The sequence below is a fragment of the Vibrio sp. 1F263 genome (assembly GCF_041439035.1).
GTDB lineage: Bacteria > Pseudomonadota > Gammaproteobacteria > Enterobacterales > Vibrionaceae > Vibrio > Vibrio tasmaniensis_A.
Genome location: NZ_JBGONI010000003.1, coordinates 122,479 through 137,081 on the forward strand (window position 1 = coordinate 122,479; position 14,603 = coordinate 137,081).

Here is a 14,603-nt window from a genome sequence, read left to right on the forward strand (position 1 = left end):
TCGAATTTTTAGTTTATAACTTACGTAAATCACTCGTTTATACGGAAACTTATTCAATGACAGATACAACATTCGCAATGACAGAAACTTTAGAACAACGTGTCGCACGCATTCTAGAAGAAGAACCAAAACTACTTCCTACTGCGATTGCTGAGAAGCTAGGAGTTTCAGAAGTTGAAGTAGTGGCTGCTTTTCCTGGAGACATGGCGGTGATGCTAGATGGCAGCCGTGTTCAAGATATTCTAGAAGGTTTGGTTGGTTGGGGCCCAGTGACCACAATTATGCATTCATTTGGCTCAATCTTTGAAGTAAAGGCGCCGTTTCCTAAAGGCAAAGTAGCGCGTGGTTACTACAATCTGATGGGTAAAGAAGGCGAGCTGCATGGCCACTTAAAACTGGATAACATCAAACATATTGGTTTGGTGAGCAAGGCGTTCATGGGGCGTGAAAGTCATTACTTCGGTTTCTTCAGTGAAACAGGCGAGAACATTTTTAAGATTTACCTAGGTCGCAATGAAAAGCGAGAGCTGATTGTCGACCAAGTGGAACGCTTCAAAGCACTAAAAGAACGAGCTTAAGTACAGTCAACATCAAGCTTAAATAAGATTGCCAGCTAGCTTAAAGAAAATATGAATGCTCGAGGTCCACTTAGTTTACTAATGAACGCTCAACCTCGGGTAAAAATAATAAATAAGAGAAAGTGAAGAAAGGAATTATCGATGGAACAACAAGTAAAACAAGAACGTCTACAAGGTCGCCTAGGTCCAGAAATTAAAGAATTTCGCCAAGAGCGCCGTACCCTTCAACTTGCAACGGTTGATGAAGAAGGTCGCCCGAACGTAAGTTACGCCCCTTTCGTTCAGAACCAAGAAGGTTATTTTGTTCTAATTTCTGATATTGCTCGTCATGCTCGTAACTTGAAAGCAAACCCTCAAGTCTCTTTGATGATGATTGAAGACGAAGAGAGCTCGAAGCAGCTTTATGCACGTAAGCGTTTAACGTTTGATGCTCAGGCAAGTGTTGTAGAGCGTGAAACGGAGCTTTGGACTCAAGTGATCGGCCAGATGCAAGAGCGTTTCGGCGAGATCATTGATGGTTTGAGCCAGCTTCAAGATTTCTCTCTGTTCAACCTTAAAGCTGAGAATGGCCTGTTCGTAAAAGGCTTTGGTCAGGCATACCAAGTGTCTGGTGATGATCTGGTGGATTTCGTTCACCTGCAAGAAGGCCACAAAAAAGTATCTAACGAATAGTCTCGTTTAACTGGTTACCTAAGAAGCCCTCCTGTGAGAGGGCTTTTTTATGTCTAAGCAGTCATAGCCGCGTCGTTTAAGACTTTCGCTCCGCGCAACATGGCTTCGATTAATTCGCCTGCATTGAATTTCTCTAGCGCTTCATGTGCACCCACCTGATTAGCTCGGTCAACACAGATCTCACTGGATAGTGAAGTATGTAAAATACAGTAGGCATGACTGAGTGCGCTGTCGTTTTGTACTTCAAATGCAAGTTCATAACCATCTAACCCGGGCATCTCGATATCACTCACGAGAAGATCAATTGCTGTACCTTTTGCAGCCTCACCTCGCATCAGGTCAATAGCATCTAAACCGTTGTTACAAATGCTATAAGGGATGTTGATGCTGTCTAAGGCATCAGACAGCTGCTTTCGTGCAATCAAAGAGTCATCAACCAATAGAATGTTCAGAGCTTTTAGGCGTTCTCTCTCGACATCAGTCAGCATCGGAATATGTGCGTTTTCATAAGCAGGGTAAATCTTAGAAAGTAATAACTCTACGTCGAGCATCTGCACGATACGATCTTCAAAACGTGTAATGCCGGTAACAAACACATTGGTTCCTACACTTGCGGGTGGCGACTCAATACTCTTCCAGTCACATTCAATGATTTTATCAATCGAACGAACCAAGAATGCTACAACGGTTCTTAAGCAATCTGTCACGATGAGCACACAGTCTTGGTATTCCGTCGGTGTGATCGGCCGAAACCCAATAGCTGCGGACATATCAATAACTGGAACCGTAAGATCGCGAATCGTGATGGTACCAATCACATGGTGATGAGAGTAAGGAATTTGGGTCATTGGCTGGAAAGGAACGATTTCTCTGACCTTAAGCGTGCCTATCGCAAAACTTTGAGTGAGGGATAACTTGAACATCAGCATTCCCTGTGACTGACTCGCTTTACTTATCGGTTTGGCCATAAGTGGCTCCTACTTAATACGCGCTTAATCTATAAGGATTAATTTAAAGGGAAATGGCATCCGCAGCAAGTCACTATGCGGTTTTTAAAGATCTTTAAGGGGGTTGTTTTCGGTTATAGAGTGAAGAATGATGATTCTTGGGTTAAAATCACGCTAAACGCAGGCGTTTGATGGACTTTTGTCGACAAGTCGTTAGCCGTAAGCTGAATTACAACAGTCAGTACTCTGATGAATTCTACGTAATCATCACAAATAAACTGACCGCAACAAACTGAGAATTATCATGGCAAGAACAGCAGCAGCGCTTCATATATTGGTGAAGCATAAAGAATTAGCAGAAGACATCATGACGCAGCTTAAAAAGGGCGCTAAATTTCAAACGCTAGCGAAGAAGCATTCAACCTGTCCATCTGGTAAAAAGGGCGGCGACCTAGGCGAGTTCAAAAAAGGTCAAATGGTGCCTCAGTTTGATAAGATTTGTTTCTCTGGCGAGACGCTTGTACCACACCTGGTAAAAACAAAATTTGGCTGGCACGTAGTGAAGGTTCTTTACCGAACTTAGTTATTAATATGTGTTAGATTGAATAAAAGGAGCGTAGATACGCTCCTTTTTTGTCATTTTTGGGCGCATTTAAAAACATTATGGCTGAGTGTTCATCCCGGACGTTATGCGATAATTGGCGCTACGCCCTTAACTATCCACCTTGACTAATCGGTGGGAGGAGGAGGGGTTTTAATGAGTAACTCATATAATAAATACCATTCTTAAGGAAATTTATGCAGCTTTGCCTTTTAGCCTTTGTATTTATCTAGAAAGCTGTAAACGAGTTTGGTAGGAGAACAACATGGAGAGTTCAGCTATGTTAAGCACCCCAGCGACAGATGTTATATTGCATGCTTTTGACTGGTGCTACGCTGACGTAATGAAGAACGCCCCTCTGATTCAAGAGTTGGGTTATAAATCTGTTTTAGTCTCGCCGGCAATGAAGTCGTTACGAGGGCCTAAAGGCTGTGATCGAGATACAGGTACCCAATGGTGGCAGCGCTATCAACCCCAAGATTATCGTGTGATCGATAATCAGCTTGGTGATACGCAAGACTTCACTGCAATGGTGAACACGTTAAAGCAACATGGGCTTCGTACCTATGTGGACGTTGTGTTTAACCACATGGCTAACGAGTCGAGTATTCGCGGTGATTTGACGTATCCAAATCAACAAGACATGGCGTCTTACCAACAAGATTCTGAGTATTACGAATCCGTTCGTTTGTTTGGTGATCTTTCTAAACCTTTGTTTGATGAGAACGACTTTGTCGAAGCGTTTGGTATCAAGAACTGGAAAGATACTTGGGAGGTGCAAAACGGACGTATTACTGGTGGAGCAAGCGATCCAGGCCTGCCAACGCTGTTAGACAACGACAATGTGGTTACACAGCAGCGAGCTTACCTAAAAGCCTTGAAAGTGATTGGTGTGAAAGGGTTTCGCATCGACGCAGCGAAACACATGACACTGTCACATCTACGTAAGGTTTGGACTGATGATATTTGTGAAGAAATGCATATCTTTGGCGAGATCATTACTGACGGTGGTGCAACCAAAGAAGAGTACGAACTGTTCCTCGAGCCTTACCTTAAACACACTCGTTTAGGGGCGTATGATTTTCCGCTATTCAATACCATCTTCAAAGCTTTTGAAGAGCAGGGCAGTTTTAAGTCTCTGATCAACCCATACTGTTTTGGTCAAGCTCTGTCGAACATGCGAGCGATCACTTTTGCTGTCACTCATGACATTCCAAATAACGAGGTGTTTTTGGAACATGTGATGGATGAAGTCGACGAGCAATTAGCTCACGCCTTTATTCTTGGACGAGATGGCGGTGTGCCGCTTGTTTACAGTGAACTCAGCACCAGTGGTATTCTGGACAAGAGTGGCCAACCTCGTTGGCTTAACGACTGGCAAGCGCCTTATATGAAAAACATGATTCAATTCCATAACCATGTTCATGGCGAAGCGATGCAGGTGGTTGAAGCCAATGATGACTTGTTGGTGTTTGTTCGTGGCGACAAAGGCATTGTGGTGATTAATAAATCGAAACGAAGCAAGACGGCCTCATTAAATTGGACAGGCGCTGTGACGGATCTGTTGTCTGGTAAAGTGTTCGAATGTGTTGGTAAGGACTTAACTATTAAGGTTGAATCCAACCAGTGCATGATGCTGACGACCAACTAGCTCGAGCCTGTTACGAGTTAGAAAGCAAATTTTGCAAAGAAAACCCCGCTTACTGATTACCAGTAAGCGGGGTTTTTTATTTAAAGCTGTTTATTGCTTACTAAACAGGGTGTTAGTTAAACAAGGTGTTAGTTAGCTAAACGCTAAGGCGGTTAAACCGTAAACTTGTTTAATAGTTCGTCTTGTTGGCGAACATTGTCAGTTTGAACTTGCATTGCTGTGTTTGCGTCTTGAGCTGCGTTCGATACCTGTGTTGAAAGGTCTTTGATCTTAACTGTGTTGTTGTTGATCTCTTCCGCTACTAAACTCTGCTCTTCAGCTGCTGAAGCAATCTGAATATTCATATCAGAGATGCGCTGAATCGCGTCGCGGATGCGGTCAAGTGAAGAGTTTGCTTGCTGAGCGCGTTCAACGGCGTCAGTGGCTGTGTCTTTACTTTGATTCATCGCGTTAGATACAGAGCTTGCACCCGCTTGGAGCTGCTCAATCATGTTGCGGATCTCTGTGGTCGATTCTTGAGTACGTTGCGCTAGTGTGCGAACTTCATCGGCAACGACAGCGAAACCACGGCCCGATTCACCAGCACGCGCCGCTTCAATAGCAGCATTCAATGCAAGTAGGTTGGTTTGGTCTGCGATATCGTTGATTACTTTAAGAATCGTCTCGATATTTGCTGTTGCTGATTCAAGTACTTGTACTTCTGCAACCGCTTGGTCGATACGTGCTGAAAGGTTATCAATCGCTTGAGTCGTGTCACTTACTACAGATGTACCGTCTAGTGTCGCATCGTCAGCTTCACGAGCCGCGGCGGCTGCGCCTTGAGCGTTGTTTGCTACTTCCGTTGCGGTAACGGCCATCTCGTTCATTGCGGTGGCTAGCTGTTCAAGCTCTTGCAGCTGAGTATTCATCGCATTCGCTGACTCACCCGCGCCTTTTACTGTGATTTCAGTGCCACGTTTAATCTCTACACCAATCGCTTTGGATTGAATGATTTGATTTTGCAGGTTTTCAGTAAAGGTGTTGAAGCCTTTCGCAAGGTCAGAGAACTCTTTATCTGTATTGGTATCTAGACGTTTAGTTAAGTCACCTTGTCCGCTCGCAACATCTTGAATGGCTTGGTTAAGCGTCTCAAGCGGGCGCATTAACACACGAATAAGGACGGTTAATGCAATGATGCTGAGAATAACCGCAATTAAAGAGTAGATTATCGAGCTGTTTTTCAGATCTTCAACCGTTTGGAATGCGATCTCTTCATCAAGTATTGCGCCGATGTACCAATCTTCACTTGGGATGTGAGTGAAGTTCACTAGGAACTTTTTACCGTCGACTTCAATTTGTTGAGATCCCTCGCGAATAGTCGCTTGTGGCAGGTAGCTTGATAGCGTTTCGCCATTGTTCTTAGCATTAGGGTGAGCAATCGTCGTGCCGTCGGCAGTGACTAGGAATAAGTAACCCGCGTCAAACAAGTTCACTTGGTTTACCAAGGTCGCAAGGTTGGTTAGTTCTAGGTCGTAGAACATACCTGCAGTGAAACGGCCGTTTTCTTGCACTGGCGTACCAATTGAAATGATGACTTTCTTGCTTGATACGTCCACATAAGGGTCGGTAACAACTAAACTGTTTTTGGACTTAGCATCAATGAACCAAGGGCGGATTCGTGGGTCGTAATCCGGGCCAGCTTCCCAACCATCATCATTTTCAATAACGAAACCGTTTGCGTCATAACCAAAACCAACCGCGAGAAAGCTGCCTTTAAGTTTTGGCTTTTCTAGGATGTTTTGAACGTATGTACGATCTTGAGGGTTGATTTCGATGACTTCAGTCGTCGACTGAGCCAGTGCTTTTTTAGCATTCATCTCTGATGCTACGGTGTTCTTAATCCCAGAGACCATCTCTTTCAGGCTTGCATTGACGTGGTTCTCTACAGCACTTTTTACGGTGTAAAGTTGCTGTATTGAAAGCAATGATACTGTCACTAATAGCAAGGCTGATGATGCTGCAACCACCTTATGGCTAAATTTCATTGTGTTTTCCTCTTCTCACAAGCTTTGCGAAAACTAAAGCTAATCGTGTTTTTGTAATTATATATATCGACATTGTTGGGATTTACTTGAATGTAATTTCACAAAATAGACTACAAAAATACAACAACCCGCACAACGTAAAACTCAGTTAATTACATACTTGCTACTTTTGTTTTTTGGTTCAATGAGTTAAAGAGTTGGCTTAATCAAAGGCAAACAAAGTAAGGAGGGTATTAATTAGGCGAATATGCGTATGGTTTATTATATAAGGGAGAGGTGTAAGGGAATTAATATGAAATCAAATGATATTCTCAATTCGTATATTGGCGATATTTTAAACAGGAGAGTGTATGTATTTTAAACCGGAGAGTGAATATATTAGGCGAAAAAAAGCCCCACAAAAGTGAGGCTATTATAAATCAGGTTATTTATTACACTGTATCAGTACGTCTAATTTAAAATATTAGATGCGCTACACCTGCGATAACTGGAAGCGTAATTAACGTACGTAGAATAAAGATAATAAACAGTTCTAAGATGTTCACTGGAATCTTACTGCCTAGAAGTAGAGCGCCTACTTCAGACATGTAGATCAGCTGAGTTACCGACATTGCTGCAATAACAAAGCGAGTCATCTCGTTGTCGATAGAAGCGGCAAGGATCGCTGGGATGAACATATCCGCAAAACCAACAACAATGGTTTCAGATGCTGCAACCGCTTCAGGTACTCCAAGTAGCTCAAGGAATGGAATGAAAGGCTGACCTAGGAATGAGAACACAGAGGTGTATTCTGCAATCACCAATGCCATTGTACCTAGCCCCATTACAACAGGAAGAACGCCGAATACCATGTCGACTGCGTTACGAATGCCTTCACCAAATACAGACTTAGCAGACTTCACTTGTGATGCCTTATTTACCGCGAGTTCAAGACCCCAAGAGAAAGTCGAGTGACCCGCTGGGATTGCATCAGCATCTTTGTGAGGCTTTGTACCATCAATGAAGGTGTCTTTCTTCATGCTCAGTGGAGGAAGGCGAGGGATGATTACCGCGGCCACAATACCTGCTAAGCAGATTGCTGCGTAGAAAGGTAGGAATAGGTGCTCTAGTTCTACTTGAGCAATCACTACAAGGCTGAACGTGATAGATACTGCTGAGAAAGTCGTACCAACAACAGCGGCTTCACGTTGAGTGTAGAATTTCTTCTCGTACTGTTTGCTTGTAAGCAGGATACCAACGCTGCCGTCACCTAACCAAGAAGCCATACAATCGATAGCACTACGACCCGGCAGGTTGAAGATTGGACGCATCACTTTACTTAGTAAGGTGCCAAACAGTTCTAACAAACCGAAGTTAAGTAGAAGTGGTAATAGTAAACCGGCAAAGATGAATACTGAAAATAGAGTCGGCAATAGGCCCTCTAACACGAGACCACCGGTGTTTTCTTCCCAGATAAACTCAGGGCCAACTTGGAAGAAAGCCATGAATGCTGCAGCACCACCGATAATACGAACCAATAACCACAGTGGAGATGGGTTGAAAAGACCGTTTAGAAATGAATTCGATGTAATGAATGTAGGTTTGAAAATGGTGCTTAACACGGAAGCTACAGACATGAAGGCAACGATTGCAGTGATAATAGCAACTAGAGACTCACCGAAAACCGCTTGAATTGATTTAGCTAGAATAGCGACAGGGATCGTGAGATCACCTTGGTAGCTAATTGGCGCCATGAAGAGGAACAAACCAATTAGAGATGGGATTAAGAAAACCCAGAAACTGCCTTTAGATTTCTCTGGTTGAGCAGTATTCGTGTTGTTAGACATGTTAATTATTCTCGTATTTCTACATGTAAAAAAGCCACATCCTTGGCATTTTTATTCTCTAAACATCCGTATTTTCTCATTGGGTGCAAGATTACCGAGTATTAATATCACTTGCAATACTATTCATCAAATATCGCTAAATATTCACACGGGTTATTCTGCAACACATTATGAGTTTAGAATAAAGTGTTGCAGATGTTACATATTCTCATGGTTATTACTAGGCGTTTATAAATTTACTGAGGCTTCAGTTCGATAAGTTAGGTAAAGCCAGTAGCTAAACGCGATAATGAACGCGAAAGAGGCAGGGAACGCCAGTGCCAAAATTTCAAAGCGCTGGAACAGGCAAGCACCACTTAAACCACCAAACAGAAAGCCAACAACGATGAACATAAGAAGTTTGGCTTTACGGCGGTCAAAAGGCATCCCCTTTAAGCGTGCGCCAATCATGATCCCAAGGTCTGTGATGATCCCGCTCATGTGTGTGGTGCGAATGATCGCCCCGCTATAGGTGGTGATCATTGCGTTCTGCAAACCACACGCGGCTGAAGCGAAATACTGGCCTGAAGTGTAGCCTTGTAACAGTGCCCAAAGCGCCAAGAACAGCAATCCACCCTCAATACATAGCGCAACACCGTAACGGCGTCCTAACTTCAATGCTTGATTTTCGATAAAGAATCCGCTGAACGCGGCACCTAGCATAAAGCTCATAATGATTAGCAGGAGGTGCATAGAAGTTGAAGTCGGCGTGAGCAGGCTGCTGCCAAGTAAAGACATGGTGCCTGAAATATGGGAGATAGCTTGATGTTGGAAGCCGAGTAAACCAATAGCATTAACGCTGCCAGCAAGGCCCGCTAACAGTAAGGCGCCGTATTCAACCCAGCGAGGTAGTTTAGAAATCATGTGGTTCACCCTGGGTTAAAAAGAGGAGCAGATTATAACGCTAGCGAAAAGATACGCTAGCGTTGTAGAACGTTGATATTTGATCTTAGGCAACAGTCTTGCAGTTTGTTCCAATACTGTTGCTTTATAGAGAAAATGGTCAGTAACAGGCTAGTTGTAGTGACTCATCTGGTGGTCAAATTTGACCCATCCGTGTTTGCGTTCTTCGTAGACTGAAAAGCTTGGTAGCGGAAAGTCTTGCTCTTTAAATAGTCCGAGCGGGACGACATAAAAATCGGCGGCGGCAACCGACTGCAATAGCATGGTAGTGCCACATTTAGGGCAAAACTGGTAGGTGACTTCATTGCCCGTGTCACTGATACGTGAAAAGGAGGTGACCTCTCCGTTGAGTGTCACTTGTTCTATGGGAAATCGAGCCTGAACCCCGAACACACTTCCGGTGCGCTTCTGACATTCATAACAATGGCATACGGAGGTGCGTTGAGGCTCGCCTCTGCAGACTAAATTGACGGCTCCACAGCGGCATTCGCAACTTCTGATATTTCTCTCTTTAATATGATTGATATCCATCCATGCTCCACTTCTGGTTAACCCTGTATTGATAATTATACTAAAGCCCTTTATGGTCTGCACAACTGGATGAAAACAAAAGAATATAATTGCTCATGAAAAAGAAAATCTTACCTATACCTCTGATTTTACTGATTCCTATTATCATGCTGGTTGTGGTGATACTGGCGGGTATTTATCGCTTTAGCTTAAGTGACGAAGAGATCTTGGCGAAGTTTCCTTCTTCTCAAGTCAGTTATGACCCTGTTGTTGAAACCGTTTTTGATTTGAAGACGACTAACCCATGGACAATCAAAGTTCCTGAAACCAACGCGTACGCCTTTATTAATGAAGTCGATGGACCAAGATCAATCGCGTTTGGGCGGTATGACTCCGGTGTTGAGCGTGGTGTGGTCACCGTAGACACCAACAACCTTTCAAGAGTCATACTCGGCGAGGCGAGTTTCTTTGTTGCACCTATGTGGGTATCTAACCAAGGCAGTGGCGTTTTCTATTATCTTGGCCTGTTTAAACATGACCAGCATCGAAGCCGCGTCGTGTTAGTTGACCAATTCTTTCTTGGTGACCGTGTGAGAATCCAAACTTTAGAGATTACTCAGCTGCTCGATTCACAAAGCAAACTCTCTGGGGAAGGTTTTATCGGCTTTACTCGACATTCTGCGGAACAATCTTTTCCAGAATTGCAATCTGAAAAGGTGTTAATGAGTTTTTCTTTCAATACGCAATCAATTGATGAGCAATGACGTTTTTGTTAGAGCAAGGAACTGTTGTTTATGTGAGCTAAATTACATATTATCTTAAGTAGATGAATGAAATTTAGACACACTTAGCTTTGTGTCTGCTTACTTTACAAATGGAGCTTGCGAATGATTAATAAACGTTTTTTTAAGACGAAAGATGAAGTTGAAGTGACTTTCGAGCTAGAAGCTCAAGAAGCTAATTCTGTATCAATCGTTGCTGACTTTCTGGATTGGAAAGCGACGCCAATGAAAAAACTGGCGAAAGGGAAGGTTTACAAGTTTAAAACTCGTCTTCCGAAAGATGGCGAGTTTCAATTTCGCTACTTAGTTGATGATCAACAATGGGTGAACGATGCGAATGCTGATCGTTATATCCCGAATGAATTTGGTGAAGATAATTGCTTGGTATCGACAGTTAACGTTTAATTGAAATAGTATGAATTAATTAAAAAGCAGGAGCTAGATGCTTCTGCTTTTTAATGTCTAAATCGTTCGTTCATTAATTTTTTGAGTTGTGCCTATTTCATTAACGGTAACTCAATGACTTAGTCGAGATTGCGCAGATTCACATCATATTATGACAATGCAATGATGATTTATACGCCTGAAAAGCATATCCTGTGCTTTTATATCGTAGAAAGACCTGTTTACCGTGTATTCAAAAATATTTTCCTCTCCGTTTGCTGAGCTTTCACCTGTAAAAAAAGCAGCAATTTTAGGACTGCCACTTATTGCAGCGATTAGTGTTGCTTTGCAATATTCACAATCAAATCTGACGAAAACGATCGATCTTGATTTGCCAAACTCAACCGTTATTGAGTCAATTCTGTCACCTCCTTCTGCTACCGTTATTGAGCCACCGACGTTTGAATATCAAATTCAATCAGGTGATAACTTAAGTAGCATCTTCACTCAGCTTGGGTTTTCTTATAACTCGATGATGAGCGTGATGGAAACCGATTTGAACTTCCTTGCGTTAGACACGCTTCGTCCGGGTAATACATTACGCTTTTGGCGTGACGAAGCGACGGGCAACCTTTCAAAAATGGAACTTCAATTTAGTGTCGCGGACAAAGTGGTTTATCGACTGCTTGATGACGGCAGCTACGAATTTGAAGACATTTCTATTCCGGGTGAATGGAAGCAGAAACCTCTCGTGGGTGATATTCAAGGCAGTTTCTCTATGTCAGCGAACAAAGTTGGCCTGAACAGTATTGAGATTGACCATATTGTGACTCTTCTCAAAGATAAGCTGAATTTCAGCCGAGACTTACGTGCTGGCGATCAGTTTGAAGTGCTTCAAAAAGCGCAATTCGTTGATGGTGTCGCAACCGGGAAACGTGAAATAGAAGCCATCAAGATCATGAACCGTAACCGTGTTGTTTCAGCGTACTTACACACTGACGGACAATATTACGATGCCAATGGTGATAGCTTACAACGCGCTTTCCAACGTTACCCTGTGAGCCGTGGTTGGCGTCAGAGTTCTCAGTTTAATCCTAAGCGCTTACACCCTGTGACAGGCCGAGTCTCACCTCACAACGGTACAGATTTCGCGACGCCAATTGGTACGCCAGTTCAAGCGACGGGTGATGGTAAAGTGATCATGACTCGTAAGCACCCATATGCTGGTAACTATGTGGTGATTCAGCATGGCAGCACATACAAAACACGCTACCTACACTTGAGTAAGATCCTCGTTCGTAAAGGACAAACGGTATCTCGTGGTCAGCGTATTGGCTTATCAGGTAAAACGGGCCGAGTGACGGGGGCGCACTTACATTACGAATTGATCGAACGTGGTCGTCCTGTCAATGCAATGAAAGCGAATATTCCGATGGCCGATTCAGTACCTAAAAAGGAAAAAGCGACATTCGTAGCCGCTAGAGATGAAGCCGACAAGCTATTAAAGAAAGCTCTAGAAAAACAATCGAATAATAGTTAATAGTTAATAGTTAATAGTTAATAGTTAATAGTTAATAGCTAATAGCTGACTGTATGCCGTCAAGGTAACCGTTAGCTAGATGGTTGCGAGTAATGATGTAGCCTTTAAAGCCGTGAGTGCAGAACTAAATACTTAAATGTTTAGTGATACGCTCGCGGCTTTTTGATTTTAGGTTGAGGTAGTAAACGGCGTTTAGGCTAGAGGTTCTGAGTGAGTGACGTAGCTAACGATAGCTTCTGGTCGCATAGGTGGAGAGTAGAGGTATCCTTGAATTTTGTCACACCCCATTGCGTGCAGCTTTTCTAATTGCTCACGCTTCTCTACGCCTTCCGCAACCAATGACACATTGAGTCTGTGTGCCAGTTGAACAATCAACCACACAACACTTTCGGATGTTGAGTTTGTCAGCAAGTTTCGAATAAAGGTGGCATCAATCTTAATACAATCGATAGGGTAGCTATGAATGTAATTTAAGCTTGAGTAACCAGTACCGAAATCATCTAGAGCGATCGTGAACCCTTGTCCCCTTAGAAAGTCGAGTGCTGACTTTGTTTCTTGAGTTGGAGATAACAGCACGGTTTCGGTTAGCTCAATGACAAACTCGTTTGCTTTAAAGTGATGCTGTTCAATCGTTCGAGTGAGATAGGAAATATAACGCTTAGAATCGGTAAGCTCGTGAGCGGAGCAGTTTATTCCAAGCTTAACTTTGTAGCCTAAGCCGCGCTCCAATATTGTTTTAGCGCGGCATACCAATTCGATGATCCGTTCACCCAGTTCCACAATCAACCCTGACTCTTCTGCCACTTGAATGAACTCTACCGGTGAGATATCGCCATGTCTCTTGGTTTTCCAACGAGTGAGCACCTCAAAGTAACCCCATCGTGTATCAATGTGATCAACGATTGGTTGTACAACCACGTACATTCCATTGTCATTAGGTGCCTGACTGTCTGATATGGGGCTGTCAAGCTCACTTCGTAAGGCGGCGATTAACTCGGTTTTCCTTTGGTAACGAACCCTTAGGTGAGTGTCGTAACATTGAATGTATGTATCTTGACTATGCTGGCACTCTTTTAGCGCCAAACTGGTGTTGAAGATGATTTGTTCTACGTCTTTATTGTCTCCATCTGACCGGGCAATGCCGATGCTGACGTCGAAATCGATTTTGATATCAATACTAGTGTAACCTTGCTTTATCTTATCCAGAATTTGTTCGCAAACAGCTATTGGGTCTGAATGATAGGTAATGAATGCGAACTCATTGCCAGCCGTCCGGAACGTCAGGTTGTTGTCGGGCAAGGTTCGGCGCAAGGTCTCTGCAACGAACTGAAGTACCTTATCGCCAATATAATTACCGTGCATATCATTGATGGCTTTGAAGCTATTGATGTCGAGCAGAGCGAGCGTGAAGGGAGTGACACTCTGCTGAGTGATCGATTCCAAGGTGTCTGATAAGCAGCTACGGTTTAATAGCCCAGTTAGACTATCGTGTGATACTTCGTAGCTGAGTTGATTAACCAGCTGCTCAGAACGGTCGTTGAACCACATTTCACGCAAGGTGTGAATGACGATATCTGCGAACAACTGGTGGTGTTTTATCACGTCTTGTTGCTGATCTGTACTCAGAGGCGAACTAAAGGTTGAGAAAAGCACACCCATGACTTCGCCACTTTGACTGCGTGCTGGGATAGCGATTGAGTTTTGTGAGGTGATTTCCTGCCTAAATGCCGATGTTGGGAGTGACTGAACGATATACTGAGCAAAGGAGCAATCTGGGTGTTTTTGATTGACGGCTTGTTGGTATATGTGACCATGGCGTGCGTTTATTTTGTCATGCAGTACATGGTCAGAATGGGCAATGACCAAAGGAACCATTTGATCGGGAAAGTGCTTTTTCTCAATGATACTGGTGTATTGAGTACCGAAGGTTTGATGCAAAGTAAGTACGGCAGACTCTAAAAGGTCGATACCTTCCAATTTGAGTAAGCGCCCAATGTGCTCTGTGTCTATCATGCTATTGCGTGTATGTTGAGTCATAGTCACCATCCGTAGCCAACCAGAATCGTGTGTAAGCTGTATGTGTATGATCTTGTGTATACGATCTTGTAGCAGCGCTGTCTTAAGTATTAACAATGCAACTTGCATT

General features: G+C 43.3%; 13 protein-coding genes. 7 read left to right on the plus strand and 6 right to left on the minus strand.

Going from position 1 to position 14,603, the window contains the following annotated elements:
• The first annotated feature begins 56 nt into the window (after nt 1-56).
• Nucleotides 57-578, plus strand: a complete 522-nt coding sequence (gene hutX / locus ACED25_RS03050) for a heme utilization cystosolic carrier protein HutX (RefSeq protein ID WP_371694601.1) — start codon at nt 57-59, stop codon at nt 576-578.
• A gap of 141 nt (nt 579-719) precedes the next feature.
• On the plus strand, nt 720-1,250 hold the full coding sequence (gene hutZ, locus ACED25_RS03055; RefSeq protein WP_004731858.1) for a heme utilization protein HutZ: 531 nt from the start codon (nt 720-722) through the stop codon (nt 1,248-1,250).
• A gap of 53 nt (nt 1,251-1,303) precedes the next feature.
• On the opposite strand, the gene ACED25_RS03060 is transcribed toward hutZ, so the two are convergent.
• Entirely contained in the window at nt 1,304-2,218 is a 915-nt protein-coding gene (locus ACED25_RS03060; protein WP_269334661.1) for a chemotaxis protein, read from the minus strand.
• Nucleotides 2,219-2,501: 283 nt separating this feature from the next.
• On the opposite strand from ACED25_RS03060, the gene ppiC reads away from it, so the two are divergent.
• Nucleotides 2,502-2,780, plus strand: a complete 279-nt coding sequence (gene ppiC, locus ACED25_RS03065; protein ID WP_009845728.1) for a peptidylprolyl isomerase PpiC — start codon at nt 2,502-2,504, stop codon at nt 2,778-2,780.
• Between the two features lie 283 nt (nt 2,781-3,063).
• Nucleotides 3,064-4,449 carry an alpha-amylase family glycosyl hydrolase gene (locus ACED25_RS03070; protein WP_269334662.1) on the plus strand — a complete coding sequence of 462 codons (1,386 nt, stop codon included), beginning with the start codon at nt 3,064-3,066 and terminating at the stop codon, nt 4,447-4,449.
• A gap of 152 nt (nt 4,450-4,601) precedes the next feature.
• On the opposite strand, the gene ACED25_RS03075 is transcribed toward ACED25_RS03070, so the two are convergent.
• The 4 genes from ACED25_RS03075 to ACED25_RS03090 form a co-directional block, all read right to left on the minus strand.
• Entirely contained in the window at nt 4,602-6,473 is a 1,872-nt protein-coding gene (locus ACED25_RS03075) for a methyl-accepting chemotaxis protein (RefSeq protein WP_012600268.1), read from the minus strand.
• 455 nt (nt 6,474-6,928) lie between these two features.
• Complete coding sequence (locus tag ACED25_RS03080; protein ID WP_012600269.1) at nt 6,929-8,299, minus strand: YjiH family protein; 1,371 nt, start codon at nt 8,297-8,299, stop codon at nt 6,929-6,931.
• Nucleotides 8,300-8,527: 228 nt separating this feature from the next.
• Nucleotides 8,528-9,202 (minus strand): YoaK family protein, encoded by a 675-nt coding sequence (locus ACED25_RS03085; RefSeq protein ID WP_135380741.1) that lies wholly within the window; start codon nt 9,200-9,202, stop codon nt 8,528-8,530.
• Between the two features lie 150 nt (nt 9,203-9,352).
• A complete protein-coding gene (locus tag ACED25_RS03090) occupies nt 9,353-9,835 on the minus strand; it encodes a GFA family protein (RefSeq protein WP_017100814.1) in 483 nt (160 codons plus the stop codon).
• A gap of 32 nt (nt 9,836-9,867) precedes the next feature.
• Here ACED25_RS03090 and ACED25_RS03095 point away from each other — a divergent pair, with 32 nt between their 5' ends.
• The 3 genes from ACED25_RS03095 (at nt 9,868) to ACED25_RS03105 (ending at nt 12,457) form a co-directional block, all read left to right on the plus strand.
• Nucleotides 9,868-10,515 carry a hypothetical protein gene (locus ACED25_RS03095; protein ID WP_371694602.1) on the plus strand — a complete coding sequence of 216 codons (648 nt, stop codon included), beginning with the start codon at nt 9,868-9,870 and terminating at the stop codon, nt 10,513-10,515.
• A 123-nt stretch (nt 10,516-10,638) separates the two neighbouring features.
• Nucleotides 10,639-10,938, plus strand: coding sequence for an isoamylase early set domain-containing protein (locus ACED25_RS03100; RefSeq protein ID WP_012600273.1), 300 nt, complete (start codon nt 10,639-10,641; stop codon nt 10,936-10,938).
• A 226-nt stretch (nt 10,939-11,164) separates the two neighbouring features.
• Nucleotides 11,165-12,457 carry a peptidoglycan DD-metalloendopeptidase family protein gene (locus tag ACED25_RS03105; RefSeq protein ID WP_371694603.1) on the plus strand — a complete coding sequence of 431 codons (1,293 nt, stop codon included), beginning with the start codon at nt 11,165-11,167 and terminating at the stop codon, nt 12,455-12,457.
• Nucleotides 12,458-12,649: 192 nt separating this feature from the next.
• Here ACED25_RS03105 and ACED25_RS03110 read toward each other — a convergent pair whose 3' ends face one another.
• Nucleotides 12,650-14,494, minus strand: a complete 1,845-nt coding sequence (locus ACED25_RS03110; protein WP_371694604.1) for a putative bifunctional diguanylate cyclase/phosphodiesterase — start codon at nt 14,492-14,494, stop codon at nt 12,650-12,652.
• Between the last annotated feature and the right edge of the window lie 109 nt (nt 14,495-14,603).